Genomic DNA, 25,585 nt, shown 5'->3' with positions numbered 1-25,585 from the left:
CATCATTCAATCCAAAGGAATTGTCTCCGAACGACTCCCCCAACCGAAAAGATCAGGATCATCGCACGAGGTCAATAAATTGGCATTGACAATGTGCACGCTGTTGAGTTCTCAAGGACCAGACGCACCGGGCTGCGCTCCTTTGCAGGATGCCCGCCCGGGCAACTTTCCAACCTTATCACCATGTCCGCTGTTGTCAAGTCCGGAGACCGACAAGCGAGTGAACAGAGCACACCCCGGACTGATGATCACGAAGATCAGGAGAAAATGGGGCGGTCCCGCTTGAGACCGACGAGGTCTGGACTGCATCGGTGTCGTGTTTGCACACTGTCCCGGACTGTCTCAGCCGCTCCGCCGTACCTATGGGGTGACGAGGAGATACTTTACGCACACCATGCCTAGTGGACCAAGCCGGGGCTGTCCCGGGCGTGTCGTGTCCTCAGAGTCGGGCACCGCTGAGTGATGAGAGCGATTCGCGGACCCATCCCGGAGGTCCGCCCTCCCCAGTGACGACTGTGTGTGCGCCGTCCACAGATCAGCCCTTCGGCCGGTCCGTCGCCGTCCTCCCCCGGCTAGCGTGATCGCGTGCCTGAAGAGACTGCGCCTGCTCGAGCAACCCCGGTGATCGTGTCGGACGTGCTCCGGGCACTCGTGCGCCTCCGATCGGCAGCCGTCACCTGGTTCCGACGGCACCCGGTGCTCCGCAGCATCACCCGGGCTGTCATCGTCTTCGGGGTCGGTGTCACTGCGATCGGCCTCGCTCGTCAGCTTCCCTGGTACCCGTACCGCGTCGACTACTACGTCTGGGCAGCGGCACTCTCGGCTGTTGCGATCGGGGTCGGCCGTCGGGTGCCGCTCGGTCTCCTGCTCGGTGTCGCGATCGTCGTCGGGTGGCCCGGGTGGTACTTCTCGGTCTCCGAGGTGCGTCTCATCCCGCTCGGGATCGCTGCCTTCCTCGCCGCGAGCGGTGGACTCCGGCCGCTCGTCACCGTGCCCTTGACCGCCGTGAGCGCTCTGTCGGCGATGATCCCTTTCTGGGTCTGGACGAACCCGTCGATCGAAGCACTCGCCCAGGGTCTGCAGGCCGAGAACCTCTCGATCCGGGCCCTGGCGTTCTGCATCGTCCTCGTCGCAGGGATGCTCGGCCGCGCATCGTTCACACAGCGCCGCGACGCCGAGGAGCTCCGCCGTCGGAACCTCGAGCTCGAGCGGCTCCGGGAGGCGGATCGTGAGCGGATCGCAACGGAGGAACGAACGGCGATCGCCCGAGAGATCCACGACGTCGTCGCGCACCACATCTCCGCCATGGTCATCCGTGCCCAGGGTGCCGCTCGCATCTCAGACACGCGTCCCGAGGAACTCCGGAACACCGTCGAGTGGATCGCGTCGAGCGGACAAGAGGCGCTGACCGCGATGCGGAACGTCGTCAGGGTGCTGCGGGGGAGCGACGGCGCCGGGACCACCGAGGCCCCGCTGCAGCTGGCTCCCGCACTCGACGAGGTGGTGGATCGCGTCCGCGGCGCCGGTCTCTCCGTGGTGACGGACCTCGCCGTGCCACCAGGGCTCAGTGCGCTGCAGGAGTTCGCGCTCCTGCGCGTCTGCCAGGAAGCCCTGACGAACGTCCTCATCCACTCCGACGCCGCCACGGTCCACGTCGCGCTCCTGCCGATCGCAGACGATGTCGTGCTCCTGGTGGAGGACGACGGGGCCATCGCGTCGGGCCTCCCGGTCGCGGAGCGCCGTGCCGGGGCGTTCGGATCGGGCGGTGCCGGGATCCGAGGGATGCAGGAGCGCGCCGAGGCCGTCGGCGCGCGGCTCGTCGCCGGCCCGGTGCTGCACGGATGGCGGGTCGAACTCGTCATGCCCGCCGCGCGCGGGAACCCTGACGAGCCGCGCCCTGACGAACCATCCCACGAGGTGGCGGTGCACCGCGTCGAGGAACCTCCCGCTGAGCGCTCCCCCATCGCCGCCCGCGCTCGGTCGGCAGAGCTCGAGACCCTCCTGCGCTGGTCGCCCGATCGCTGCGGGGCACCCGGCAGCGCCCCTGGATCGGAGCCACGCCTCGCCACAGAACGGAACGGAACCGCATGACGACCACCCCCGGATCGAGCGACTCCCACCGGAACCCGTCGACCATTCCGTCGACCACGCCCGGGTCGAGCGACACCGACCCGACCCCGTCGACGACCTCCGACCCGTACGCCGGCCGCACCACGGACGCCGGTCCCGACATCAGGGTGATGCTGGTGGACGACCAGCCGATGATCCGCATGGGCCTGGGGATGATCCTCAGCAGCGAGCCCGGCATGACCGTCGTCGCCGAGGCCGCCAACGGCGCCGACGCCGTGGCGGAGGCCGCACGTCTCCGTCCCGATGTCGTCCTGATGGACATCCGCATGCCCGGAATGGACGGGATCGCTGCGACCGAGGCGATCACTGCCGCCGGAACCGCCGGTGCTGTCGTCATCGTCACGACCTTCGACGACGAGGAGTACCTGCTCGACAGCGTCCGCGCCGGCGCGTTCGGCTTCCTGCTCAAGGACGCCGGACCCGACCTGCTGACCGCCGGCGTACGGACCGCCTTCGCGGGTGACACGCTGATCGACCCGTCGATGACCAGGGCCCTGCTCGAACACCGGCTCGCGGAGGGCCTCGGAGCACGCGCCGCGGTCGGGACCAATGGCGCACCGACCGTCGGTGGCGCACCGACCGTCGGTAGCGCACCGAACGTCGATGGCACGGCCGGCGCCGACGGCACGAGGGACGCGGGCGGCAGGACCAGCACGGACAGCACGAGCGCGAAGGACAGCACTGCGGCGGGCGAACCGCCCGTCGATGCCGGTCAGCGGGCGCTCCTCGACAGTCTCAGCGCCCGGGAGCGAGAGGTCCTCGGCGCTGTCGCCCGCGGGTCGAGCAACGCTGCGATCGCGGCGGAACTCTGGCTGAGTGAAGCGACCGTGAAGACGCACATCTCGAGCGTGCTCACGAAGACCCGGACGACGTCGCGTGTCCAGGCGGCGGTGTTCGCGTACGAGACCGGGTTCGTCCGACCGGGCTGGCTGACCGGCGACGGCGCCGGCAACGGCTCCCGCACGCGAGCGGGAAACGGGACCGGGACCGGGACCGGGACCGGAGCCGGGAGCGGCTGACGTCCGCTGCGCGGCGAGTCCAGATCGACGCACTCCGCCCGCTGCGCCGCGCACGAACCCGCGGCGAGTCCGACGCCATGTCCTCCCCCGGCTGCGCACGAACCCGTAGCGAGTCCGACGCGATGCACTCCCCTCCTGCGCCGCGCACGGACCTGACTGCGCAGCGCGCGGCCCCGGCTGCGCCGCGCACGGACCTGACTGCGCAGCGCAAGGACCTGGCTGCGCTGCGCGCGGCCCCGGCTGCACCACGAACGAACCCGGCGACGCCGCGCGCGGCCCCGGCTGCTCCGCACCCGCCCCTTCCCCGAAGCGCACGGGCGCTAGCGTTCGAGGCATGTTCGACCTCGACGCCGCCCTGCTCCCGCCCACCCCGACGGCAGCCGCCGCCCTGGACGTCGTCCGCACATGGTCGACCCCCGCGATGGTCAACCACTGCCTCCGGTCGATGGTCTGGGCCACGGCACTCGCCGACAGCGAGGGTCGCGACCACGACCACGAGCTCCTCTTCGTCGCCGCGATGCTCCACAATCTCGGCGTCACACCACACTTCGACGCGCATGCGACCCCGTTCGAGGAGGCGGGCGGCGCCGTCGCGTGGACCTTCGCCGCGGCCGCCGGATGGAGCCCCGCCCGACGGGACCGGGTCCGGCAGGTCATCGAACGACACATGTGGACGGCCGTCGACCCGGACCTCGACATCGAGGGACACCTGCTCGAGGTCGCGACGAGTCTCGACGTCTCGGGGTCGTCCCCCGAGCGCTGGGACCCAGGCCTCCGCGCTGCGGTCGTGTCGCGACTGCCGAGACTCGGGTTCGCGGACGAGTTCGACAGCGCGATCCATGCGCAGGCGATCCGCAAGCCCGGCAGCGCCGCGGAACGGCTCGACCGTTCCGGGAACGTCCGGGCGGGCGAACAGTCCTGGACGTCCTAGCCGTCGAAGGCCGGCGTCCTGACTCGGCACTTGACCTGCGCACCCGGGTCGGCGTGCCGCTCCGCGATGACCTTCTTGCCGTCCAGCAGGATCCGGCACGTTGCCGTCGCACCCGCCGGCGGGGTCGCCCTGACCATCGCGCGGTCCTTCGCGAGCACGATCGACTCGCGCGTCCAGGTCGAGGTCGCGGAGCCGTCCTCGGGAGCCGTCGTGGTCACGGATCCGACGTCGCGCACCTTCGGCGCCTCGCCCCGCTTCTCCGCCCCCTCGGTCGCGACCTCGGTGAGTGCCGCGCCGGCCTGCGTGTCGACGGACACCTCGTACGTGACGGACCACGCATCTCCGGTCTGCTGCCGTATCTGGGCACATCCGGACACGAGCAGCAGCGCCGATGCCGCGGCGGCAGCGGTCGCGGTCGCGGTGAACCACCTGGACTTGGTCGGGCTTCGATCTGACATGTCCTCAGCCTCGCTCGCGGTGGTCCCGCCCGCATCGCCACCCCGGTTGGTCCGCATCAGCCTGGAGGCCCATCCCGCGTCCGCCTGACGGCTGACGGCCCGGCAGAACGGCGCGGTCCGGAACGCCACCCGGCACCGGCACCGGCACCGGCACCGGCACCGGTGACAAGGTCCGGCACACTGGTGGCATGCCGATCCTCAACAAGGACATGCGGGTGTGCATGTCGCTCGCCGCCCGCCCGAGCAACATCGGGACGCGGTTCCACAACTTCCTGTACGACGAGCTCGGCCTGAACTTCATGTACAAGGCGTTCACGACGACCGATCTCGAGGGGGCCGTCCGGGGGATCCGTGCACTCGGCATCCGCGGCTGTTCGGTGTCCATGCCCTTCAAGGAGGCGATCATCCCGCTCGTCGACCGCGTCGAGGCCTCGGCCGCTGCGATCGACTCGGTGAACACGGTCGTCAACGACGAGGGCGTGCTCACGGCCTCGAACACGGACTACGAGGCGGTCAGGTCACTCCTCGACACCCACGGGCTCGATGCCCGCGCGCGCGTCGTGCTCCGCGGTTCCGGCGGGATGGCGAAGGCCGTCGTCGCAGCGTTCCGCGGAGCGGGGTTCGACGAGCTGACGGTCCTCGCGCGCAACGAGGCGACGGGGTCCGCGCTCGCCGAGCAGTACGGCTACCGGTGGGCATCGGCGGACGACGGTGCCGATGCCGACGCCCTCGTCAACGTCACACCGGTCGGCATGCACGGCGATGCGGCCGCAGAGCTCGCGTTCCCGGTCGAGCGCATCGCGGCTGCGGACACCGTCTTCGACGTCGTCGCGTTCCCGTCCGAGACGCCGCTCGTCCGGGCCGGTCGCGATGCCGGCCGCCAGGTGATCACCGGCGCGGAGGTCATCGCGCTCCAGGCAGCACGGCAGTTCGAGCGGTACACCGGCGTCATGCTGACCCCCGACCAGGTCGAGCGCGCGTCGGTGTTCAGCCGCGCGGACTGACCGACCGACGGCGACGACGGGTCAGGAGTGTTCGGCGTCCGGGTCGGCCTGATCGGTCGCAGCCTCCGCCTGGGCGTCGTCGTCCCCCGGTGTCTGCTGTTCGTCACCCAGGTGTTCGACCACGAGCGCAGCGAAGTCCTCGTCGAGCATCTGCCTGACGCGTTCGTCGCGACCGATCTCGTAGTCCTCAGCCGGACGCTGCGCCCACCCGAGCCGGCCGACGACGGTCGTGCCGATGTCGTCCCAGGCGCGTTCACGAGCGGCGATCACGATGCCGTCGATGAACGCCTGGTCGTCGACACCCCTGGTCATCGCGGCGGCGAGCTCCTCGTAGGTGGCCTCGCGGGTCCGCAGCTTGAGGTCGTCACCGCGGCGGTAGTCGTGCTGGTGCTTGGACCGGCCCTTGGCCTTCTGCGCCGTGGCCCTGATCTCCCGCATGCGCTCGGCACCGTCGGTCTGCTCGGCGGCCATCCGCAGGAGCTCGTCACGGGTCGTCTGCGCCACGGCCAGGGGATCGAAGGTCTCGTGCTGCTGCAGCGCGTTCCGGATGATGTGGTTCGCGACGGCGATGGTCACGGCGAACTTGGCGATGAGGAAGCCTTCGTCGACTGACCGGCGGAGTTCCGCGGGATCGATCGGGCGCTCGCGGATGTCGCCGCTCTTCGCCCGTTTGCCGAACACCGCCACCCGCGATCCTCTCGCTCACCCTGCGCCCGCACCTCGACCGAGGCGTCATCGACGATACCGCGGCCTGCCTGGCCAGCCCGTGCGACGGCGTCGCCCGGGAGCCCCTGGCTGACCGGCCGGGTCAGACCGTCTCGGGACCCTGCTGCTGCACCTGCGGGTTCGCGGACCCGGCGAACCGGTCGGCGTCGGCGACGAAGCGCTCCGCCGTCTCCTTGTCGAGCGACGTCTGTCCGCCGCAGTACGCGCAGCTGATCGTCCGCGTCTTGGAGAACGGGAAGATCGGGATGAAGAAGAGCGTGAACCACGTCGCGCGCTGGACCAGGCGCTGTGCGGCCTCCTGGTGGCAGTACGCGCACGCGTAGAACAGGACGCCGAGCAGTTTGGCCATGCCCCTGGTGCCGAAGATGATCATGATGTCCCCTCATTGCCCGCCCGGCGCGGGTCAGGACACGATCCTACGACCGCAGGACACGAACCGCGGCCGGGAGGCACGGATCCAGCCCGCCCCGCTGCCAGCGCGAGCGGGTCCGTGGGTCACGAACCGGGCCTCCAGTCCGACACGGCACGGGTGCCGACACGCGCCTCCCCGCGCGCCTGCGCGACGGAATCCGTCGCCCTCGGCGCCATCCGCGACGCGATCCGGAGGTTCCATCGCGCGATCCCGCCGATCTGGCCTACCGTTGGTCCATGGCGACGACAGCTCCGGCCCAGCAGGGCCCCGCATCCGCTCGGTCCGACCACGCGCAGACCGGTGGCCCCGGCGTCCCACAGTCGCGGTTGCTCGCGACCGAGATCCCCGGCCCGCGATCGCGTGCCCTGCAGGAGCGGAAGGCCGCCGCGGTGCCGAGGGGCGTCGGGATCACCCTGCCGGTCTTCACGGACGTCGCCGGGGGCGGCATCCTCGTGGACGTCGACGGCAACCGGCTCATCGACCTCGGCTCCGGCATCGCCGTCACCGGGGTCGGGAACGGCGAGCCGACGGTGGTCCGGGCGGTGACGGCGCAGATCGAGCGCTTCACACACACGTGCTTCACCATCACCGGCTACGACGGGTACGTCGAGGTCGCGGAGGCCCTCAACCGCCTGACACCCGGCGACCACGAGAAGCGGACCGCGCTGTTCAACTCCGGAGCCGAGGCCGTCGAGAACGCCGTCAAGGTGGCCAGGGTCGCGACCGGCCGCGACACCGTCGTCGTGTTCGACCACGCGTACCACGGGCGGACCAACCTGACGATGGCGATGACCGCGAAGTCGATGCCGTACAAGCACGGGTTCGGGCCGTTCGCGCCGTCGGTGCACCGCGCTCCGCTCTCCTACCCCTTCCGTGACGGCCTCTCCGGTCCGGACGCCGCCGCTGCCGCGATCCACCAGATCGAGAAGCAGGTCGGAGCCGACCAGGTCGCGGCCCTCGTGATCGAGCCGATCCAGGGCGAGGGCGGGTTCGTCGTGCCCGCGCCAGGCTTCCTGCCGGCCCTCGCCGCCTGGGCGTCTGCGAACGGGATCGTGTTCGTCGCCGATGAGATCCAGACCGGGTTCGCACGGACCGGTCGGATGTTCGCGTGCGAGGACGAGGGCGTCGTCCCGGACATCATCACGACCGCGAAGGGGATCGCCGGGGGGATGCCGCTCTCCGCGGTGACCGGTCGCGCGGAGCTGATGGACGCAGTGCACGTCGGCGGGCTCGGCGGCACGTACGGCGGCAACCCCGTGGCGTGTGCGGCGGCGCTCGCGGCGATCGAGCTGTTCGAGCACGGTGGACTCGTCGAGCGCGCGGCGGCGATCGGCACGCTGCTGACGGACCGTCTGTCGCGCATCCGCGATGCCAACCCGTGCATCGGGGACGTCCGGGGACGCGGAGCGATGATCGCGATCGAGATCGTCGACCCCTCGACCGGTGCTCCGGACGCCGCGACGACCGGTCGGATCGCGGCGGGCGCGCACGCGCAGGGGGTCATCCTGCTCACGTGCGGGACGGACTCGAACGTCATCCGGTTCCTCCCACCGCTCGTGATCGACGATGCGCTGCTGCACGACGCGATGGACGTGCTCGACTCCGTCGTGACGGCGCTGTGAGCGGGGGTGTGGGCGACACGGACGCGGCAGCCGGTGCCAGTGCGGGTGCCGGTGCCGGTGCCAGTGCGGGTGCCGGTGCCGGTGCCGGTGCCGGTGCCGGTGTCCTCGAGTGCGACGTCGTCGTCATCGGGGCGGGGGCCGCGGGGCTGACCGCCGCGAGCGACCTGGTGGCCCGGGGCCTGACCGTCCAGGTGCTCGAGGCCCGCGACCGGGTCGGCGGGCGACTCTGGACCGATCACGTCGACGGGCAGATGTTCGAGCTCGGCGGTCAGTGGGTGTCGCCGGACCAGACCGCGCTCATCGAGACACTCCGCGAACTCGGGCTCGAGACGTACCCGCGGCACCGCGACGGCGAGAGCGTGTACATCGGTCCGAGCGGTGCACGGTCGCGGTTCACCGGGGACATCTTCCCCGCGACGCCGCACACCGAGGCCGAGATCGAGCGGCTCATCGGGGTGCTCGACGACCTCGTCGCGGACACCGACCCCGCCGCCCCGTGGACGCACCCGCGCGCCGAGGAGCTCGACCGGATCTCGTTCCGGGCCTGGCTGGAGTCCGAGAGCGACGACGCCGAGGCCCGCGACAACATCGCGTTGTTCATCGCCGATGCCATGCTCACCAAGCCCGCGTACGCGTTCTCGACGCTGCAGGCGATGCTCATGGCGGCGAGTGCCGGGTCCTTCTCGAACCTCGTCGATGCGGACTTCATCCTCGACCGCCGGGTCGTCGGCGGACTCCAGCGCGTGCCGATCGTGCTCGCGGAACGCCTCGGGGACCGGGTCCACCTGTCCGCGCCCGTGCGGACGCTCTCGTGGTCGGACGACGGGGTCGTCGTGACCGCGGAGCCGGCGGGGTCGGTCCGCGGCGCGCTCGAGGTCCGTGCACGGCGCGCGGTCGTGGCCGTCCCCCCGAACCTCTACGACCGCATCGAGTACCTGCCCGCGCTCCCCGCACGACGCCAGCAGCTCCACCAGCACCTGTCGCTCGGCCTCGTCATCAAGGTGCACGCGACGTACCCGACACCGTTCTGGCGCGAGGACGGCCTCTCCGGGACGTGCTTCTCGCCGTACCAGGTCGTCCACGAGGCGTACGACAACTCGAACCACGGCGAGGAGCAGGGCACGCTCGTCGGCTTCGTCTCGGACGAGAAGGCCGACGCCGTGCTCGCACTCGATCCCGCTGCGCGACGCGCGCGCATCCTCGAGTCGCTGGCGGCGTACCTCGGGCCGGCCGCGCTGTCGCCGACGGTGTACTTCGAGTCCGACTGGGCGTCCGAGGAGTGGACGCGGGGTGCGTACGCGGCGAGCTACGACCTCGGCGGACTCACCCGGTTCGGGCCCGACCAGTCGACTCCCGTCGGTCCGGTCCGGTTCGCGTCGAGCGACCTCGCTGCCGAGGGCTACCAGCACGTCGACGGGGCGATCCGCCAGGGGCACCTCGTGGCGGAGCAGACGGTCGCGTCGCTCACGTGAACACGCGCGGCGGGGGCGGGGCGCGCCTCCAGGCCGGTGCGTCGTCGTGTTCTGAACACGCGCGTCGGGGGTGGGGCGCGCCTCCAGGCCGGTGCGGCCGCGTGTTCTGAACACGCGCGTCCGTCGGGAACACGCGGATGCGGGTGTTCGGGCCGGACGACGGTGTTCAGAACACCCACTCCGTTGCCGCGCCGGCCGCGGCCCGGCGGCCCGGCGGCCGGCTACTCGTAGCGGAGCGCCTCGATCGGGTTCTGCCGTGCGGCCTTGCGCGCCGGCAGGGTCCCGGCGAGGAACGCGATCACCATCACGACGACGATGACCGTGGCGACCGAGCTCGGAGCGAACTGCAGGATCTGCAGCCCTGGCAGGTCCTTGAGCAGCGTCCCCGCGAGGAGGTTGCTGAGCCCCGTGCCGAGCAGGATCGCCACGCCGGCACCGATCGCACTCCCGAGGAACCCGATGAACACCGCCTCGAGGCTGAACAGCGTGTAGACCTTGCCGCCACCCATGCCCATCGCCTTCATGAGCCCGATCTCGCGGGTGCGCTCCTGCACGCTCATGAGCAGGGTGTTGATGATGCCGAAGCCGGCCGCGATGAGGGCGATCACCGCGAAGGCGTTCAGCACCCCGACGATGCCGTTGATTACCGTCTGGAACTGCCCGAGCTGGTCGGCGATCGTCTGCCCGGTGAACCCCGCACTCGACAGCCTGGTCTTGACCGCGTCGACGTCCGCACCGCTCGCGACGGTCGCCGTCGCCGACGCGTACGACGTGGCGACGGAGGCCGGCTTGTTCGTCTCCTGCGCCTCCCGCAGGGCGTCGGTGAGCGCGGCGTTCGCTCCCGCACCCGCCCCGAACAGGGACTCGTTCTGCACCCCGACGACCGTGGCGTCGACGGTGTGCTCCTGCCCGAGGTAGTCGTCGGCCGCGATCGTGACGGTCTTGCCGACGGCGTTGGACGCACTGCCGAGACCGAGCTTCTTCAGGAAGTTCGTCGGCAGGATGACCTGGTTCTCGGAGGAGCTGTCGGAGAGCTGGGCACCGGTCGCCAGGTCGGCCTTGACCACCCCGGCGTTCCCGGTGACGCTCACGACGTACTTGCCGGCGTCGCCGTACTCGAGCCACTTCGCCGACAGGGCGACGGACGGCTGGACCGACTCCACGCCCTTCGTGTCCGTGATCTTGGTGATGTCGGACGCGCTGAGGTACCCGAACGAGGCCGGTCCGCGCTGCACGGTCTCGCCGGAGTCGGTCGGGTCGTACTTCGCGGGACCGTCGTCCGCCCCGGAGCTGGCGACCTGCTTGGTGACGGTGAGCGAGTTCGAGTTGCCGAGCGACCCGACCTGCGAGTCGATGTAGGACGAGACACCGGTGCCGATCGCCGACGTGAGGGTGATCGTGAAGGCACCGATGAAGATGGCGATGACGGTGAGCGTCGTGCGGAGCTTCGACCGGAACGTGTTGCCGATCGCGGTGCGGACGAGGTCGAGGAAGTTCACGCGGCAGCCTCCTGCTGGTCGACGATCAGGCCGTCGCGGACGTTGACGCTCCGGTCGCAGCGCGTCGCGAGCTCCCGGTCGTGGGTGACGACGACGAGCGTGATGCCGCGCTCGCGCTGGAGGCCGAAGAGCATGTCCTCGACGAGCTCGCCCGTGGTGGTGTCGAGGTTGCCGGTCGGCTCGTCCGCGAAGATCACGGCGGGATCGTTCACGAGCGCCCGAGCGATCACGACGCGCTGCTTCTGCCCACCGGAGAGGTCGTTCGCGTCGTTCTTCGCCTTGTCCGCGATGCCGAGGGCGTCGAGTGCCTCGAGTCCGCGCTGCCGACGCTCGCGGCCGGACACCCCGGCGATCTTGAGCGGGAGCACGACGTTGTCGAGCACGTTCGTCTTCGGTGTCAGGAAGAACTGCTGGAAGACGAACCCGAAGGTGCTGTTGCGCGTCTGGTTCACCTGTCGGGCGGACAGTCGGGCGGCGTCCTGGCCGTCGAGCATCACCTGGCCGTTCGACGGCCGGTCGAGCAGCGCGAGCAGGTGCATGAGGGTCGACTTGCCCGAGCCGCTCTTGCCGACGATAGCGAGGCTCTCGCCACGACCGACCGCGAGCGACACGCCCTTGAGCGCGTCGAACCGGGCGTCACCGCGACCGTACGTCCTGGTGAGGCCCCTGGCCTCGAGCACGGGAGTGTCCATGCACCAACCGTAGCGTTCGGTGCAGCTCCTGCAAATTTGCGGCTGGTGAAACGTATTCCATCGGTGCGCGCGGTGACCATCCTGGTCGACGAACGGATCCGCCGGATCGCGGGGCGGGCCTCCAGTCCGGACGCACCGGGGCGCAGCGGCACCGGAGCGCTCCGGCACCGCGGCACCGGAGCGCTGCGGCGCCGGAGCCTACGGCTTCGTGATGAAGCCCTCGTCGACCATCCAGTCGAACGCCACGTCGGCGGGCTCGCGCCCCGCGACGTCGACCTCGTAGTTCAGCTTCTGCAGCTGCGCGTCGGTGAGCTTCGGCGAGATCTGGTCGTACACCCGCTTGAGCTGCGGGTACTCCCGGAGCGTTTCGGTCGACAGCACGGGGGCGACGTTGTACGCCGGGAAGAACGACTTGTCGTCCTCGAGCACCGTCAGGTTCAGCGACTTGATCCGGCCGTCAGTCGTGTACACCTCGCCGAAGTTGCACTTCCCCCGCGCGGTGGCCTCGTAGACGGTGCCGGTGTCGAGGATGCTCACGTTCCTCGAGGGGACGCCGTCCGCGTCGCCGAGCTTGAGCCCGTAGTGCTCGAGCATCGGCCGGAACCCGTCGGCGCGGGAGTTGAACTCGCTCTCGACGCAGAACGTCCGCTCCGAGACCGGCAGCTTCGCGATGTCCGACAGGGACTCGATGTTCCCGAGGTCCGCCACGGCGTCGCTCCGGACGGCCAGCGCGTAGGTGTTGTTCATCGGCGCGGGCCGCAACCACGTGAGGCCGTTCGCCAGGTCCTCGTCGCGGACGGAGGTGTACTGCTTCTCCTTGTCCGGGATGCCCTGCTTGTGGCCCATGAACGCCAGCCACGCGGTGCCGGTGTACTCCCACGTCATGTCGGCGCCCTGGTCGAGCATGAGCTGCCGGACGGCAACCGATCCCGGCACGTTCGTCTCGTCGGTGACGTCGAACCCGGCGGCCTTCGCCGCGAGCACCCCGATCTTGCCGAGCACGAGCTGCTCGGTGAAGTTCTTGCTCGTCACGGTGATGTGCGCACCGTCCGGCAGGTCGTCGATCTGCTTAATCGACCCCGGTGCGGCCGCGGGGACGAACGACGTGGCGGGCTGGAGCCCGCAGCCGGTCAGCACGAGGGCGGTCGCGCCCGCCAGGACGGTCGCAGCGACCGCGCGCCGACGGCGTCGCGCGGTGCTCGGCCGGGTGCGGGCCAGCGATGCGCGGGTCGAGCCGGTCGAGCCGGTCGAGCCGGTCGCGCCGGTCGAGCGTGCGGGTTCGGTGTTCGGGTCGGTCATCAGAGTCCCTTCGGGCGGGCGGCGCGTTCGACCACGCGTCCGACCCAGTCGATGAGGAGCGCGAGCAGCGCGATGAGGAGTGCCCCGGAGACGAGCACCTTCGGCAGGAACAGCGTCACGCCGGTGGTGATGAGGAGGCCGAGACCGCCGGCGCCGATGAACGTCCCGAGGGCGGCCGAGCCGACGAGGAGCACGAGGGCGGTCCGGATCCCGGCGAGCATCACGGGCACGGCGAGCGGGAGTTCCACCCGCATGAGCACGGCGAACGCGCTCATGCCCATGCCCCGACCGGCCTCGACCAGCCGACCGTCGACGCTCTCGATGCCGATCATGGTGTTCCGGAGGACGGGCAGGATCGCGTAGAGCACGAGTGCGCCGACCGCGGTCCAGAACGAGAACCCGAGCCAGGCGGCGAGCAGCACGACGAGACCGATGGCCGGGGCGGCCTGCCCGAAGTTCGCGACCGCCAGGATCGCGGTGCTCGCGCGGTTGAACGGTCGCCGCGTGAGCACGATCCCGAGGGGGATCCCGATCACGAGCACCACCGCGGCGGACACGAACGTCAGTGCCAGGTGGGTGATCGTGTACTGCACGATGTCCCGCGGGTTGAGCGTGGCCCGCTCGGTGGCGGAGAGGTCCGCCGTGTTCAGCCAGACGGCGAACGCGGCCACGACCACGACGATCGCGATCGGCTGGACCAGGAGGCCCTTCCACCCGGTCGCCGTCCGCCCGTCGATCCCGGTGGCGACGGCCTCACTCATCGATCGGTCCCTCCTCGGGGACCGTGATGGTGTCGATCACACCGGTGTTGATGCCGACCGGTGTGTACGCGGCCTCCTTGGCCGCCTCGGCGCGGGAGTGCGTGATCGCCTCCATCACGACCTCGACGGTGATGACACCCATGAAGACGTCGCGACGGCCCGTCACGAGGGCGGCGCCGGCGCTCGAGACGAGCATGGTGTCGAGGGCGTCGTTGAGCGTCGCGCCGTCACCGATCACCGGGAGGTCGTCGAAGCGCGTCGCCGGGACGGAGTCCATCCGGGCCAGCTGTCGGCGGGACGGCCAGCCGATCGGCCTCCCGCGCTCATCGAGGACGACGGCGTGGTTGTGGCCCTCGGCGTCGAGCGTCGCGAGGACGTCCGTCGCGGCGTCGCCGGGCTTGACCGTGATCGCCGACGCGAGCTCGACGTCGCGCACGCGGGTGAGCGTGAGCTGCTTGAGGCCGGCCCCGGACCCGATGAAGTTCTCGACGAACTCGTTCGCGGGCTCGGCGAGGATCCGCTCCGGGGTGTCGTACTGCACGATGTGCGCACCCTCGGAGAAGACGACGATCCAGTCGCCGAGCTTGACGGCCTCGTCGAAGTCGTGCGTGACGATCACGATGGTCTTGTGCAGCTCCTCCTGGATGTTGATGAGCTCGTCCTGGAGCCGCTGCCGGGTGATCGGGTCGACAGCGCCGAACGGCTCGTCCATCAGGAGCACCGGCGGATCCGCGGCCAGTGCGCGAGCGACCCCGACGCGCTGCTGCTGCCCGCCGGAGAGCTCCTTCGGGTAGCGGTCGCGGTACGTGTCCGGGTCGAGCGAGACGAGTTCGAGCAGCTCGTCGACGCGCGCCGCGACCCGCTCCTTCGACCAGCCGAGCATCTTCGGGACGATCGCGATGTTCGCCGCGACGGTCATGTGCGGGAACAGTCCACCGGCCTGGATGACGTAGCCCATCCGGCGTCGGAGCTCGTCGCCGTCGATGTCCGTGACGTCGTCGTCACCGAGCACGATGCGACCGTCGGTGGGCTCGATCAGCCGGTTGATCATCTTGAGGGTGGTCGTCTTGCCGCACCCGGAGGGCCCGACGAGCATGACGACCTTGCCGGCCGGGATCTCCAGGGTGATGCCGTCCACGGCGGGCTTCGACTGCCCCGGGTAGCGCTTGGTCACCTGGTCGAGCAGGATGCTCGCTCCGGTGACGCCGTCGCCGGAGTCGGCGAGGGCACTGCTGGAGCTGGTGCTGGTGCTGGTGCTGGTGCTGGTGCGACTAGTGCTGGACACGGATACCTCGCGAGATGGTCAGGCGGCCGAGGCCGAGGAGCAGGAGATCGAGCACGAGCGCGAGCACCACGACGCCGACGACACCGACGACCGTGGAGTTCAGCGCGTTCGCACCGCCGAGCCGCGACAGCCCGGAGAAGATGAAACCGCCGAGACCGGGCCCGAGGGCGTACGCGGCGACCGCGGCGACCCCCATCACCATCTGGGCGGAGAGCCGGATGCCGGTCAGGATGATCGGCCATGCGAGGGGGAGTTCGACGGTCAGCAGGGTGCGGATGCGACCCATGCCGATCCCCCGCGCGGACTCGACGACGGTGCCGGGGACCTCGGCCAGCCCGACGACCGCGTTCCGCAGGATCGGGAGCGCGGCGAAGAAGGTCACCGTGACGACCGACGGCACGACACCGAAGCCGAGGGGCACGATGAGGAGTCCGATGAGCGCGAAGCTCGGGATCGTCAGGCCGATCGCGGAGACTCCGTTCGCGATCGAGCTGAGCCGCGGGCTCCGGTACACGAGCGCGGCGATGACCACCGCCAGGACGGCGGCGAGCACGAGGCACTGCACCACCAGCCAGACGTGCTGCCAGGACCCGAACCAGATCTGGGGCCACTGGTCGACGACGTACTGCCACATCGGGGATCGCCCTCTCGTTCGACGGGATGTCGGCACCGCGGGACACGGGCACGACCGCCGTCAACGGTAACGAGAACGAAAGCAGGACAGGACGATCGACGAGCCATTCTCAGATCAGGGCGCGAGAAAACCCCCGATCAGAGGATGATCTCCGAGCGACGTGACGAAGGGGTAACGATCTTTCAGAACGCTCAGGAACGACTGCTATGGAGCACTCCCGGCGGGCCCGTGCTCGATGAAGCGCTCGCGATCAGACGGGCCCGAAGCCCTTCTCCGTCGCGCGCGCGACGAGCCGGTCGGACTCCGCGATCGCGACACGCTCCGCGGTGAGCAGCAGCCCCGAGACCTCGGCGGCGTTCCGCGCTCCGGCGTCGTTCCAGCCGGTGAGGTCGCGGACGCGCGCCATGCGGACGTCGGGCGCGGGGCACCAGAGCACGGGTGCACCCTCCTGCCCCGCGAGCGCGTGCCAGACCAGGTCGAGCGCGCGCTGCACGGGCTGGGAGTGCACCGCGTGCGGCCCCCCGGCGGCGTAGACCACCGAGCCGACGAGGCACGCGCCGACGAGGGGTCGGCCGGCGACGTCCATCGCGGCGGCGCTCGAGGCGCGTCGGACCTGGCCACGGTCGTCCATGTAGGCGAACCACGCGTGCTGGACCCACCCGCGGTCGACCACCGTGCGCGCATCGCCGATGAGTTCCTGGAGCTGCCCGAGCTCGGCGAGCTGGTGCTCGAGACGACGGCGGAACCAGACGACTCGTCGAGCGCGGTACCGGTCGATCCAGCTCCGGAGGAGGGATCGCTGCTGCTCGTCGGCAGCGGGTGAGGCGTCGACGTGGTCGACGTCGTGCTGGACGCGGAACTGGGGGGTCATCGGGGTCCCTCCGGGTCGGAGTGCACGGGTGTGTGGAGTGACCATAACCCCGATGCGCCCGCCGCGCGATACCCCCGTTCCCCGAGTGCGGGAGGCGGTCAGTCGTCGAGGACCGCATCGAGTGCGCGGAGGCCGAGCGCGTGGTGGTCGCTGCCGACCGACGACCCGGTCACGAGTGCGGTCGCCATCGCGATCGTCCACCCCCGCGCGCGGAGCCACGTGGCGTCGTCGGCCGCGAGGTGCGCACGGAAACGCACCCGGGCCTCCCGTCCGAACGTCAGCCAGGCCGTCGCGAGATCGGTGGCGGGATCCCCCGCCGTGACGTCGCCGAAGTCGACGACCGCCGCGAGGTGGTCGCCGTGGACCACCAGGTTGCAGGGGTGCAGATCGCCGTGCAGCCAGACGGGAGGCGCGTCCCACCCCGCCGTCGAGAGCGCTCGGTCCCAGAGTCCCGCGACCGCACCGGCACGCGGGACGTCGCCGGACGCCAGCCGCTCGGCGACGACGCCCGCCCGATCGGACAGCGGGCCGCCCCTGACCGGGTTGCGCGGCGCATCGCCCGGTGCGTCAACGTGGAGGGCGCCGATGAACGCGGCGAGCGCGTCGGCCACGCGCGGGGAGTCCACCGGTGTCGATCCCGCCGCGACCCCGTCCGTCCAGGGCACGACGCTCCACGGCCACGGGAAGACGTCGGACGGACGGCCGATCCGCACCGGCACGGGCACCCGGACGACCTGTCCGACGAGCGCGCCGATGGTCGGCAGCCACCGCTGCTCGTGCTCGACGAGGTGCGCGGCGACCTCGCGACGGGGCACCCGCACGACGAGCTCGTCGCCGAGCCGGAGCATCACGTTGTCCCAGCCGTTCGCCACGACCCGGAGCGGCAGGTCCGCGAGGTCGGAATGCTGATCGCGGAGGAGATCCCGGACGAGCGGGACCGTCACGGTGATGTCGGCTGCGGGATGCACACCGCGACCGTACCCGGCGGAGTGGACCGCGCGAATTCATCCACTTGATGGGGAAATTCGTTCCACCCCCTGTTCAGGGGCCACCCGGAGCGCTAACGTCGCTCCCCGAAAGCAGCCGGACGTCTCGAAGGGGAGACACCATGCATCGTTTCCGATCGTCCATCGTGGTCGCCAGCGCGATCGCACTCGCCGTCGGGGTCCTCACTCCGGCCGCCGCGAACGCCGCTCCGCCCGGCGCTACGGCACCACCGCCGGGAGCGTCGACCTCGACCCCGACGACCCCGACCCCGACGACCACGGCTCCGGCGACCACGGCTCCGTCGACCCCGGCATCGGTGTCCGCTCCGCCGACCACGTCCGGGCTCGCGAACCGGAACACCACGCAGGCGATGCCCTCGTGGCGTGCGGACAGCCCGGACGCCGCCGCCGTCCCGCTCACCGCAGCCTCGGTGGTGTGCGTGCTCACCTGCGACGGCGGCGCCACGACCGGCCTGGCGACGGACACGCAGCCGGTGACCGCGAAGTCGACCGGCAGCCGGTCCCTGCAGCTGCACGCGTCCCTCCAGGACGACGTCGGGTGGGGCACGGTCCGCAGCGCGCGCGTCGGCGACCGCCTCTGGGTCGAGCGGTCCTTCGACGGCGGTGCCACCCGCACCCAGCCGCTCGCGCCGGTCACGGCGACGGCCGCCGGAGCGCTCGCCACGAGGACCGTCAACCTCTCCGACCCGGGGAACCACCGCCGCGCCGTCGTCCGCTCCTGCCTGCAGACCCCGGCCGGCACGACCTGCACCGCGTGGGCCTACCCCAAGTCCTGCGACCGTGTCTGCGACGGCGCCCCGCACGGCACCGCGACCGACCAGGTCCCCGTGGCCGACGCATCCGCCGTGAACCGGAGCGTCCGCCTGCACTTCGACGAGCACGGCGCCGGCTGGGCGAGTGTCACCGGGGCGACATCCGGCGACCGCGTCTGGCTCGACCGATCCTGGAACGAGGGCGCGTCGATCGCCGGGGGCTCGCAGCTCGGCGTGACGACCGCGACCGGACCGACCGCCTCGACCGCGGGCTTCGTCGCCGCCGAGCCGCGGCTGAAGCTCGCCGGGGGATCGCTCCGCGCCTGCGTGCTGGTCGCCGCCGCACAGCAGTCCGTCTGCACCGCCTGGGCACGGCCGAGCGTCGACCACGCCGCGGCGGCCGCCGACGCGCTCGTGTACTCGTACGACCCGTACACCGCGTGGTGGCCGTCGAGCTGGTGGAACTCCGCCGTCGCGATCACGACGGTCGTCGACTACCAGCGCACCACCGGCGACACCCGGTACGCGTGGATGATCGACCGGACCTTCGAGGTGAACAAGGGTGCCTTCGCGGCCGGCGTGAAGAGCGGGGACGAGCTCCCCGGCGGCTTCGTCAGCCGGGCGATCGACGACGGCGGGTGGTGGGCGCTCGCGTGGATCCGCGCCTACGACCTGACCGGGGACGCCAAGTACCTGCAGATGTCGGAGTCCATCGGCGACTATATGCAGGGGTACTGGGACACCTCGACCTGCGAAGGCGGCGTGTGGTGGGACGGCGAGCGGACGTACAAGAACGCGGTCGTGAACGGCCAGTACATCGAGATCGCGGCCGAGCTGCACAACCGGATCCCCGGTGACTCGGAGTGGCTGTCCCGCGCCGTCGACGGCTGGAACTGGTTCCAGCAGGTGGGTCTCGCGGGGAAGGACGGTCTCGTCAACGACGGCATCACCGACACCTGCGTGAACAACGCTCAGACCGTCTACACGTACAACCAGGGGCTCGCGATCGGCGGGGGCGTCGAGCTCTGGCGCGCGACCGGGGACACGAAGTACCTGGACAGCGCGAAGGCCCTCGCGGACGCGGCGATCCACCCCGCGGCCGGATCGCCGGGGCTCGTCGTGAACGGCGTCCTCACCGAGAACTGTGACCCGCTGACCGCCGCGAACCCCTGCGACGACAATGCGAAGCAGTTCAAGGGCGTGTTCGAGCGGTACATGACCGAGCTCGACCAGGCCACCGGCGGCGCGTACCGGTCGTTCGACGCCGCACAGGCGACCGCGGTCTGGACGAAGGACCGCGATCCGCTGAACCGGCTCGGCGAGCGGTGGGCCGGGGCATCGACCTCGGGCTCGCCGAACGTCCGGGACTGGCGCACGCAGGCCAGCGCGCTGTCCGCACTGCTGTCGGTGCGGTGAGCCGGCGGGCACTCGGGGAGGTCCCAGCACCTGCCCGAGTGCCCGCGCTACCTTGCCTGCCATGCAGCGCGAGCGATCGACCCCCGGAACGGCCATGGATGCCGTCGGTTGGCGGACCCCGGCGCGCTGGGCCCGCATCGGCCGGTGGCTGCTCGTGCCCTACGCCGTGCTCGTCTGGTTCACGGCCGTCACGGAACCGTTCACCGTCGTGGCGTTCGCCATCGCGGTGGTCGGTCTGCTCGGGATCGCCGCCGCCGTCGTCGTCGGGATGCTCGCGCGCGGGCGGGTCGCGACGGGTGTGCTCGGCGCGGTGCTCCTGATCGTCGGGATCGCACTCCTGGCGCTCAACCCGATCCCCGGCGGGATCGACGGCATCGGCGACTGGTGGCCCGAGGCGATCACGCAGCCGCAGCTCGTCGGGAGCGGCTACTGGGTGATGGCGTCGCTCGGGGTCGTGCTCACCGGCGGCGGGATGCTCGTGACGCTGCTCGTCACGGGGCTCCTCGGCGGGACGCGGCCGCAGTCGTCCTGACGCACTGACGGGCGACGCGGTCGATCGTGACCACGCTCCGGACTGGAGGCTCGGTGGCGGTCCGGCACCGTGCCTCCCGTCCGGCGTCGCCACCGCGCGTCGCCACCGCGCGTTGAGACGTGCCGATCTGTCGGGTGCCGCGGGCGAGACGACAGATCGGCACCTCTCAGTCACCGAGTACGGCGCGCCGAGCGCCCGGCGCGGGGCACCGAGCGCAGGGGCACGTCAGCTGAGGAACCAGTCCCTCGGGTGCTGGTCGGCCGTGAGCTCGCGGCGCGGTTCCGTCGCCGCAGCCCACCGTGCGGCGTTCGCGAGGACCCGTCGGATGTCCGGGTGGTGGTACACCGGGTACTCCTGGTCCCCGGGCGAGAAGTAGAACACCTTCCCGCGGCCCCGGTGGTAGGCGACGCCGGAGCGGAACACCTCACCGCCGTCGAAGGTGGACAGGAAGACCTCCTCGTCGGGGCGCGGGATGTCGAAGAACTCGCCGTACATCTCCTGGCGTGGGATGACGATCGGGTGCGGGATGCCCTCGGCGATCGGGTGCTGCGGCGCCGTGGTCCACACGAGCTCGCGCTCCCCGTCGTTCCGCCACTTCAAGGAGCACGTCGTGCCCATCAGCCGCTTGAACACCTTGGAGTAGTGCCCGGAGTGCAGGACGACGAGGCCCATGCCGGCGTGCACGTGCGCCACGACCCGCTCGACGACCTCGTCCGAGACCTCCTCGTGGGCGATGTGCCCCCACCAGAACAGCACGTCGGTGTCCGCGAGGACCTCGTCGGTGAGCCCGTGCGACGGTTCGCGGAGCGTGGCCGTCCGCACGTCGGCGTCGGGGCCGAGGTGTTCGCGCAGCCCGTCCGCGACCACGGCGTGGATGCCGTCGGGGTAGTTCGCGACGACCACCTCGTCACCCCGGGTCTCGTGCACGTACTCGTTCCACACGGTGGCGCGGATGCCGCGCTGGTCCCGCCCGCTCATGCCTGCACCTGCACTTCGTGGCCGGTGGCCGCGGACTCGTAGACGGCGTCGATGACCCGGCTCCGGTGGAGGGCGTACTCGCCGTGGTGGCCGGCGTACCGCCCGCCCGTCCCGCCGGCTGTCGTGCCGGCGGCGTCGCCGACGGCGTCACCGGCGGCGTCACCGGCCCGGATCGTCGCGAGGAACTCCTCGATCACGCGCTGGTGGTGTCCCGCCGGCACGTGGACCGCAGGTCGTGAGACGGTCGGTGCGCCCTCGACGTCGGAGTACAGCGTCACGGTGCCGTCCGTCGCGTAGGCGTCGACGTGCAGCTGTGCACCGCCGACGGAGCCGAGGACCTCGACGTCGATGTCCTCGTGCGCCTTGGAGTACGACGCCCACGACGCCTCGAGCTGCAGACTCGCCCCGGTGTCGAACCGGAGCAGCGCGATCGAGAAGTCCTCGACGTCGAAGGCGTGCGACCCGCGAGCGGAGACCGGCCCACCCCCGGCGCCGCCCCCGCGCCCGGCAGCACCGAGGTGGTTGTACGCGACGGCCGACACCGTCGTCACCCGCGGCTCGCCCATCAGGTACAGGGCGATGTCGAGGACGTGCGACCCGAGGTCGATCATCGGACCGCCACCCGCGGCGGCCTTGTTCGTGAACCACGACGTGATGCCGGGTACCCCGGAGCGGCGCACCCAGCTCGCGCGGCCGTGGTAGATCTCGCCGAGGGCGTCGCTCCGGCCGGGGCCGGTGGGCGCGATGTAGTCGTGCAGGAACTGGACGTCGGCACGGCGGCGGTGGTTGTAGGCGACCTCGAGCACGCGGTCGGCGGTCTCGGCCGCAGCGACCATCTCGGCGGCGAGCGCTCCGGTCGTCGCGAGGGGCTTCTCGCAGAAGACGTGCTTGCCGCTCTCGAGGGCGGCGACCGCGATGGGGTGGTGCAGGGCGTTCGGGACACCGATCGACACGATGTCGAGGTCGTCGCGGGCGACGAGGTCCTGCCAGTCGGCGTACGTCGCCTCGACGCCGCGGGAGTCCGCGAGCTCGGCGAGGCGCTCGGACTCCTGGCCCGCGAGGGCGACGACGCGGGCGCCGGGCAGTGCGGTGAACGCGTCGAGGTGGGTCGTCCCGGCGAAACCGAGTCCGACCACCCCCACACGGAGTTCCTGGGTCGCGGTGTTCGGGGTGGTGGGTGCAGTGGTCGACATCGACATGCCTCGACGCTATCGAACTCCCGGGTCGATTCGATTGCCAGGGAGGTTCCACGGAACAGAACGTCGCGTCGGCGCAGCGGAACATCGCGTCGCGACCGCGGCACAGACCGTCGTGTCGCGACCACCCACCGGACTGGAGGGACGGTGCGGGCTGGCACCGTCCCTCCCGTCCGCCGCATGGTCGCGTCAGCGCGGGCTGCCGGACCTCCGCGAATCGGGGAACCACTGGTGCACGGCATCCGGTAGGAGCGCACGGGGCTCGATGCCCCAGACGCGCCGACGGACCTCGACCATCACCCAGTCGCCCCACGGCACGATCCCGCGGACGGCGGTGTACTTCATGGTCGCCGTGACCGTGGGCGTCCTGATGTCGTAGCTGTCCGGTCCGAACGTGCGCGTGAGCAACGCACCGACAGGCATGGCCCCCACGAGGGCGCGGTGCGCGGAACGCCAGGTCGCCGCGGCGAGGAGCGCGATGACCAAGATCCCTGCCGAACCACCGAGCAGGACACCGACGACGCCGGATGCTGCACCACACCACGCGCCGATCCCGATGATGACCGTCACCAGCCACCACCACGGCGGCTGGTGAACGGTCGACCAGATGGTCAGCTTCGTGGCGGCATGACGGGCCGTGTCCGGGGCGACCCGGAACTCGCAGTGGATCCTCTCGGCATCCTGGTCCATGGCAGGACGGTAGCTCATCCGTCAGCCTCGGGAGTAGCGGACCACCACGCCGGGCGACCAGGTCGTGACGTCGGGCTCGCGGTCGACGAGGCCCGGCAGTCCCGCGGCGGCCAACAGGGTGTCGTCGAGGCGGTCGACGCGGACCGAGCGGAGCGGCCATGGCTCGTGCGCGCGACGCCACCAGCGGGTGCGGCCGAACCGTGGGGCGTGGACGCCCCAGCGGTCGAGCAGGAACTCCGTCGTCGCGTCCTGCTCCACCGTGTCGGTCCCCGGGGTCACACGGATGAGACTCCCGGGGCCGCCGCCGTACCGGGCCGAGCGGTGTGCGACGTCGTCGGGGCGGACACGGGAGCCGGCCCGTGCCCAGACGTACGGCAGGCCGATGGTCCTCGCGGCGAGGACCGCCGGAGCGTGCTGTGTGTCGATCGAGCGGTAGGCGATGCCGTGCCGGGCCGTGTCGCCGTCCTGCGGCTCCCGCCGCGCCAGCGGGTGCGCATCGACGGTCGGGATCTGCACGGCGATCTCGGTCATCGTGCCGAAGCGTCCGAGTCGTGGGAGCGGCGGAACGGTGCTGTCCACGAACCGGTAGGCCGAGAGGGTCACCCAGGCGGCGCCGTCGTGCTCGTCTGGACGGGTGCCGGGCGGGACGAGCGTCGCGGCGAGCGCGGGGTCGATGCGCCAGTGGAGCCCGACCACCTCGCGCCAGTCGTGCTGGGTGACCGGGCGGTGCGGGAGCGGCGGGGCGGCGGACATCGTGCCAGTGGTACTCCGCTCCGCTGGCGTTCTCCATGCCGAGCGGCCGGTCAGTGCGCTCCAGCGGTCCCCCGCGCGATCACGGCGTCGAGGCCGCTCGGGTCCGGGGAGTACGTCGGGTCGAGCTCGGTGCGCCATCGTCCGTACAGTCCGTACGCGGCGCGGGCGAGCGCGGGCGAGCTCTGGTGTCGGACCGCACCCATGAGCTCCGCGACCTCCGCCGCTCGGTCATCGAGATCCGAGCCATGTCGATGGTGGTCCGTTCCCTCCGCGACGTCGACGAGGAGCATCACCTGCACGAGGGCCTCGCGGAGGACACCGAGGACGAGATGCGTCCCGATGAGGGCATTCCCGCGGCCGAGTCGTGCCGCCGCGAGCGCCGCGTCGAACCGCATGGCGTTGTCCACCGGTGGCGCGGGCATGTGGACACGGCCACCCTCGACCGCGACGTCGACACGGCGGCCGTCAGGGAGGACGAGCCGGAGCTGCTGCACCCGGCCGTCGCCGGATTCCTGCCACGCCCATGGTCGGACTCCGACGAGGGAGGTCGCATCCGCGCCGTCCGATCCGGCGAGCACGATCCGCACGTCGAGGTCGCTCCACCCGTCGACCCCGTCGGAGCCGGCTGACGCAGAACCGTACGGCGTCACCGTGCTCCCGGGCGGAAGTGCCGAGCGGATCTCGTCGAGGAGGTCCTGCTGCCACGTCGCCATGCCACAAGGCTAAACGTGCCCAGCGGTCTCCCGGCGGCTTCCGGGCGGGGCGGTCACGCCGGCACGGATGACGCTCCGCCCGCAGAACGACACAGCACGAGAAGAGATCGGGCGGGCGTGACGCTCTGCCCGGAAAGCGACAGACGAACACTCGCCAGCCACCTGTCGGACGCCCTAGGTTGGGCGGCATGGACGACCTCGACGAGCACGGCCGGGCGGAACCACCGCTGCACGGCGACGAGTACGCGACCCTCACGGGCTTCCTCGACTACCAGCGCGCGACCTTCGCGTGGAAGACGGCCGGACTGACCGCGGAACAGCTCCGCGCGACCATCGGCGTCTCCACGATGACGCTCGGCGGGATGATGAAGCACCTCGCGTACGTCGAGGACGACTGGTTCGGACGGCACCTGCTCGACGCCCCGGTCCCGGAACCGTGGGCGTCCGCGGACTGGGCGGCCGACCGCGACTGGGAGTGGCACTCCGCAGCCCGGGACTCCCCCGAGGACCTGCTCGAGCTCTGGACCGCAGCGGTCGAACGTGCCCGTGCGACCTCCGACCGTGCGTACGCCGAGAGCGGCCTCGCACTCGTCGCCGCACACACCTGGCCGGACGGCAATGCTCCGTCGCTCCGCTGGATCATCACCCACATGATTGAGGAGTACGCCCGGCACAACGGCCACGCGGACCTGATCCGCGAGGCGGTCGACGGCGCGACGGGCGAGTAGGCCGC

General features: G+C 71.1%; 25 protein-coding genes. 9 read left to right on the top strand and 16 right to left on the bottom strand.

Annotated elements, in window-relative coordinates; all coding sequences use genetic code 11:
• Nucleotides 1-585: 585 nt before the first annotated feature.
• The 3 genes from ASF23_RS04120 (at nucleotide 586) to ASF23_RS04110 (ending at nucleotide 4,080) form a co-directional block, all read left to right on the top strand.
• Nucleotides 586-2,091: a sensor histidine kinase gene (locus tag ASF23_RS04120; RefSeq protein WP_156364171.1), complete on the top strand. Its 1,506-nt coding sequence runs from the start codon at nucleotides 586-588 to the stop codon at nucleotides 2,089-2,091.
• Nucleotides 2,088-3,149, top strand: coding sequence for a response regulator (locus tag ASF23_RS04115; RefSeq protein ID WP_055949449.1), 1,062 nt, complete (start codon nucleotides 2,088-2,090; stop codon nucleotides 3,147-3,149). The genes ASF23_RS04120 and ASF23_RS04115 overlap by 4 nt, the downstream gene beginning before the upstream one ends.
• A gap of 334 nt (nucleotides 3,150-3,483) precedes the next feature.
• Nucleotides 3,484-4,080: an HD domain-containing protein gene (locus ASF23_RS04110; RefSeq protein WP_055949446.1), complete on the top strand. Its 597-nt coding sequence runs from the start codon at nucleotides 3,484-3,486 to the stop codon at nucleotides 4,078-4,080.
• Here ASF23_RS04110 and ASF23_RS04105 read toward each other — a convergent pair.
• Entirely contained in the window at nucleotides 4,077-4,538 is a 462-nt protein-coding gene (locus ASF23_RS04105; RefSeq protein ID WP_156364169.1) for a hypothetical protein, read from the bottom strand. The two genes, ASF23_RS04110 and ASF23_RS04105, sit on opposite strands and share 4 nt — an antisense overlap.
• A gap of 188 nt (nucleotides 4,539-4,726) precedes the next feature.
• Between ASF23_RS04105 and ASF23_RS04100 the strand changes: the two genes are divergently transcribed.
• A complete protein-coding gene (locus tag ASF23_RS04100; protein WP_055949439.1) occupies nucleotides 4,727-5,542 on the top strand; it encodes a shikimate 5-dehydrogenase in 816 nt (271 codons plus the stop codon).
• A gap of 21 nt (nucleotides 5,543-5,563) precedes the next feature.
• Here ASF23_RS04100 and ASF23_RS04095 read toward each other — a convergent pair whose 3' ends face one another.
• Nucleotides 5,564-6,223, bottom strand: coding sequence for a hypothetical protein (locus ASF23_RS04095; protein ID WP_156364167.1), 660 nt, complete (start codon nucleotides 6,221-6,223; stop codon nucleotides 5,564-5,566).
• A gap of 127 nt (nucleotides 6,224-6,350) precedes the next feature.
• On the bottom strand, nucleotides 6,351-6,641 hold the full coding sequence (locus ASF23_RS04090; protein ID WP_055949432.1) for a zinc-ribbon domain-containing protein: 291 nt from the start codon (nucleotides 6,639-6,641) through the stop codon (nucleotides 6,351-6,353).
• Nucleotides 6,642-6,916: 275 nt separating this feature from the next.
• Here ASF23_RS04090 and gabT point away from each other — a divergent pair, with 275 nt between their 5' ends.
• Together gabT and ASF23_RS04080 are read left to right on the top strand one after the other, a co-directional pair.
• Entirely contained in the window at nucleotides 6,917-8,302 is a 1,386-nt protein-coding gene (gene gabT / locus ASF23_RS04085; protein ID WP_055949429.1) for a 4-aminobutyrate--2-oxoglutarate transaminase, read from the top strand.
• Nucleotides 8,303-8,310: 8 nt separating this feature from the next.
• On the top strand, nucleotides 8,311-9,774 hold the full coding sequence (locus ASF23_RS04080) for a flavin monoamine oxidase family protein (RefSeq protein ID WP_082473805.1): 1,464 nt from the start codon (nucleotides 8,311-8,313) through the stop codon (nucleotides 9,772-9,774).
• A gap of 221 nt (nucleotides 9,775-9,995) precedes the next feature.
• Here the strand turns inward: ASF23_RS04080 and ASF23_RS04075 are convergent, their stop codons facing one another.
• The 8 genes from ASF23_RS04075 to ASF23_RS04040 all read right to left on the bottom strand — a co-directional run bounded on the left by ASF23_RS04075 (nucleotide 9,996) and on the right by ASF23_RS04040 (nucleotide 17,783).
• Nucleotides 9,996-11,273 (bottom strand): ABC transporter permease, encoded by a 1,278-nt coding sequence (locus tag ASF23_RS04075; RefSeq protein ID WP_055949426.1) that lies wholly within the window; start codon nucleotides 11,271-11,273, stop codon nucleotides 9,996-9,998.
• Nucleotides 11,270-11,965, bottom strand: coding sequence for an ABC transporter ATP-binding protein (locus ASF23_RS04070; protein WP_055949423.1), 696 nt, complete (start codon nucleotides 11,963-11,965; stop codon nucleotides 11,270-11,272). Before ASF23_RS04070 ends, ASF23_RS04075 begins: the two co-directional genes overlap by 4 nt.
• Nucleotides 11,966-12,163: 198 nt before the next feature.
• Complete coding sequence (locus tag ASF23_RS04065; protein WP_082473804.1) at nucleotides 12,164-13,264, bottom strand: glycine betaine ABC transporter substrate-binding protein; 1,101 nt, start codon at nucleotides 13,262-13,264, stop codon at nucleotides 12,164-12,166.
• Nucleotides 13,264-14,025: an ABC transporter permease gene (locus ASF23_RS04060; RefSeq protein ID WP_055949421.1), complete on the bottom strand. Its 762-nt coding sequence runs from the start codon at nucleotides 14,023-14,025 to the stop codon at nucleotides 13,264-13,266. Before ASF23_RS04060 ends, ASF23_RS04065 begins: the two co-directional genes overlap by 1 nt.
• Nucleotides 14,018-15,214: an ABC transporter ATP-binding protein gene (locus ASF23_RS04055; RefSeq protein WP_055949486.1), complete on the bottom strand. Its 1,197-nt coding sequence runs from the start codon at nucleotides 15,212-15,214 to the stop codon at nucleotides 14,018-14,020. The genes ASF23_RS04060 and ASF23_RS04055 overlap by 8 nt, the downstream gene beginning before the upstream one ends.
• 82 nt (nucleotides 15,215-15,296) lie before the next feature.
• A complete protein-coding gene (locus tag ASF23_RS04050) occupies nucleotides 15,297-15,944 on the bottom strand; it encodes an ABC transporter permease (protein ID WP_055949419.1) in 648 nt (215 codons plus the stop codon).
• A 250-nt stretch (nucleotides 15,945-16,194) separates the two neighbouring features.
• Nucleotides 16,195-16,815 (bottom strand): DUF6197 family protein, encoded by a 621-nt coding sequence (locus ASF23_RS04045; RefSeq protein ID WP_055949417.1) that lies wholly within the window; start codon nucleotides 16,813-16,815, stop codon nucleotides 16,195-16,197.
• 98 nt (nucleotides 16,816-16,913) lie between these two features.
• The gene (locus ASF23_RS04040; protein WP_055949414.1) at nucleotides 16,914-17,783 is read right to left on the bottom strand and encodes an aminoglycoside phosphotransferase family protein; all 870 of its coding nucleotides are present in this window, start codon (nucleotides 17,781-17,783) and stop codon (nucleotides 16,914-16,916) included.
• Between the two features lie 140 nt (nucleotides 17,784-17,923).
• Here ASF23_RS04040 and ASF23_RS04035 point away from each other — a divergent pair, with 140 nt between their 5' ends.
• On the top strand, nucleotides 17,924-19,990 hold the full coding sequence (locus tag ASF23_RS04035) for a glycoside hydrolase family 76 protein (RefSeq protein ID WP_055949411.1): 2,067 nt from the start codon (nucleotides 17,924-17,926) through the stop codon (nucleotides 19,988-19,990).
• Nucleotides 19,991-20,051: 61 nt separating this feature from the next.
• Nucleotides 20,052-20,522, top strand: coding sequence for a hypothetical protein (locus ASF23_RS04030; protein ID WP_156364165.1), 471 nt, complete (start codon nucleotides 20,052-20,054; stop codon nucleotides 20,520-20,522).
• A 225-nt stretch (nucleotides 20,523-20,747) separates the two neighbouring features.
• On the opposite strand, the gene ASF23_RS04025 is transcribed toward ASF23_RS04030, so the two are convergent.
• The 5 genes from ASF23_RS04025 to ASF23_RS04005 all read right to left on the bottom strand — a co-directional run bounded on the left by ASF23_RS04025 (nucleotide 20,748) and on the right by ASF23_RS04005 (nucleotide 24,852).
• Nucleotides 20,748-21,500, bottom strand: coding sequence for a ThuA domain-containing protein (locus ASF23_RS04025; protein WP_055949404.1), 753 nt, complete (start codon nucleotides 21,498-21,500; stop codon nucleotides 20,748-20,750).
• Nucleotides 21,497-22,699, bottom strand: coding sequence for a Gfo/Idh/MocA family oxidoreductase (locus ASF23_RS04020; protein ID WP_156364163.1), 1,203 nt, complete (start codon nucleotides 22,697-22,699; stop codon nucleotides 21,497-21,499). The genes ASF23_RS04025 and ASF23_RS04020 overlap by 4 nt, the downstream gene beginning before the upstream one ends.
• A 186-nt stretch (nucleotides 22,700-22,885) precedes the next feature.
• Nucleotides 22,886-23,386 carry a hypothetical protein gene (locus ASF23_RS04015; RefSeq protein ID WP_055949402.1) on the bottom strand — a complete coding sequence of 167 codons (501 nt, stop codon included), beginning with the start codon at nucleotides 23,384-23,386 and terminating at the stop codon, nucleotides 22,886-22,888.
• A 21-nt stretch (nucleotides 23,387-23,407) separates the two neighbouring features.
• Entirely contained in the window at nucleotides 23,408-24,139 is a 732-nt protein-coding gene (locus ASF23_RS04010; RefSeq protein ID WP_055949399.1) for a YqjF family protein, read from the bottom strand.
• Between the two features lie 50 nt (nucleotides 24,140-24,189).
• Nucleotides 24,190-24,852 carry a hypothetical protein gene (locus ASF23_RS04005; protein WP_055949396.1) on the bottom strand — a complete coding sequence of 221 codons (663 nt, stop codon included), beginning with the start codon at nucleotides 24,850-24,852 and terminating at the stop codon, nucleotides 24,190-24,192.
• Nucleotides 24,853-25,040: 188 nt separating this feature from the next.
• On the opposite strand from ASF23_RS04005, the gene ASF23_RS04000 reads away from it, so the two are divergent.
• A complete protein-coding gene (locus ASF23_RS04000; RefSeq protein ID WP_055949392.1) occupies nucleotides 25,041-25,580 on the top strand; it encodes a DinB family protein in 540 nt (179 codons plus the stop codon).
• Nucleotides 25,581-25,585: the final 5 nt, after the last annotated feature.

The sequence above is a fragment of the Curtobacterium sp. Leaf261 genome (assembly GCF_001422205.1).
Taxonomy (GTDB): domain Bacteria; phylum Actinomycetota; class Actinomycetes; order Actinomycetales; family Microbacteriaceae; genus Curtobacterium.
This window is presented reverse-complemented; position numbering and strand designations above follow the sequence as displayed.

Bases quoted from the DNA above. Each gene is read 5' to 3' on its own strand.
- ASF23_RS04010 (WP_055949399.1), bottom strand. From the start codon at position 24,139: ATGTCCGCCGCCCCGCCGCTCCCGCACCGCCCGGTCACCCAGCACGAC.
- ASF23_RS04035 (WP_055949411.1), top strand. From the start codon at position 17,924: ATGCATCGTTTCCGATCGTCCATCGTGGTCGCCAGCGCGATCGCACTC.
- ASF23_RS04060 (WP_055949421.1), bottom strand. From the start codon at position 14,025: ATGAGTGAGGCCGTCGCCACCGGGATCGACGGGCGGACGGCGACCGGG.
- ASF23_RS04115 (WP_055949449.1), top strand. From the start codon at position 2,088: ATGACGACCACCCCCGGATCGAGCGACTCCCACCGGAACCCGTCGACC.
- ASF23_RS04025 (WP_055949404.1), bottom strand. From the start codon at position 21,500: ATGAGCGGGCGGGACCAGCGCGGCATCCGCGCCACCGTGTGGAACGAG.
- ASF23_RS04020 (WP_156364163.1), bottom strand. From the start codon at position 22,699: ATGTCGATGTCGACCACTGCACCCACCACCCCGAACACCGCGACCCAG.
- ASF23_RS04005 (WP_055949396.1), bottom strand. From the start codon at position 24,852: ATGGCGACGTGGCAGCAGGACCTCCTCGACGAGATCCGCTCGGCACTT.
- ASF23_RS04065 (WP_082473804.1), bottom strand. From the start codon at position 13,264: ATGACCGACCCGAACACCGAACCCGCACGCTCGACCGGCGCGACCGGC.
- ASF23_RS04110 (WP_055949446.1), top strand. From the start codon at position 3,484: ATGTTCGACCTCGACGCCGCCCTGCTCCCGCCCACCCCGACGGCAGCC.
- ASF23_RS04105 (WP_156364169.1), bottom strand. From the start codon at position 4,538: ATGTCAGATCGAAGCCCGACCAAGTCCAGGTGGTTCACCGCGACCGCG.
- ASF23_RS04070 (WP_055949423.1), bottom strand. From the start codon at position 11,965: ATGGACACTCCCGTGCTCGAGGCCAGGGGCCTCACCAGGACGTACGGT.
- ASF23_RS04000 (WP_055949392.1), top strand. From the start codon at position 25,041: ATGGACGACCTCGACGAGCACGGCCGGGCGGAACCACCGCTGCACGGC.
- ASF23_RS04030 (WP_156364165.1), top strand. From the start codon at position 20,052: ATGCAGCGCGAGCGATCGACCCCCGGAACGGCCATGGATGCCGTCGGT.
- gabT (WP_055949429.1), top strand. From the start codon at position 6,917: ATGGCGACGACAGCTCCGGCCCAGCAGGGCCCCGCATCCGCTCGGTCC.
- ASF23_RS04050 (WP_055949419.1), bottom strand. From the start codon at position 15,944: ATGTGGCAGTACGTCGTCGACCAGTGGCCCCAGATCTGGTTCGGGTCC.
- ASF23_RS04090 (WP_055949432.1), bottom strand. From the start codon at position 6,641: ATGATCATCTTCGGCACCAGGGGCATGGCCAAACTGCTCGGCGTCCTG.
- ASF23_RS04100 (WP_055949439.1), top strand. From the start codon at position 4,727: ATGCCGATCCTCAACAAGGACATGCGGGTGTGCATGTCGCTCGCCGCC.
- ASF23_RS04045 (WP_055949417.1), bottom strand. From the start codon at position 16,815: ATGACCCCCCAGTTCCGCGTCCAGCACGACGTCGACCACGTCGACGCC.
- ASF23_RS04015 (WP_055949402.1), bottom strand. From the start codon at position 23,386: ATGGACCAGGATGCCGAGAGGATCCACTGCGAGTTCCGGGTCGCCCCG.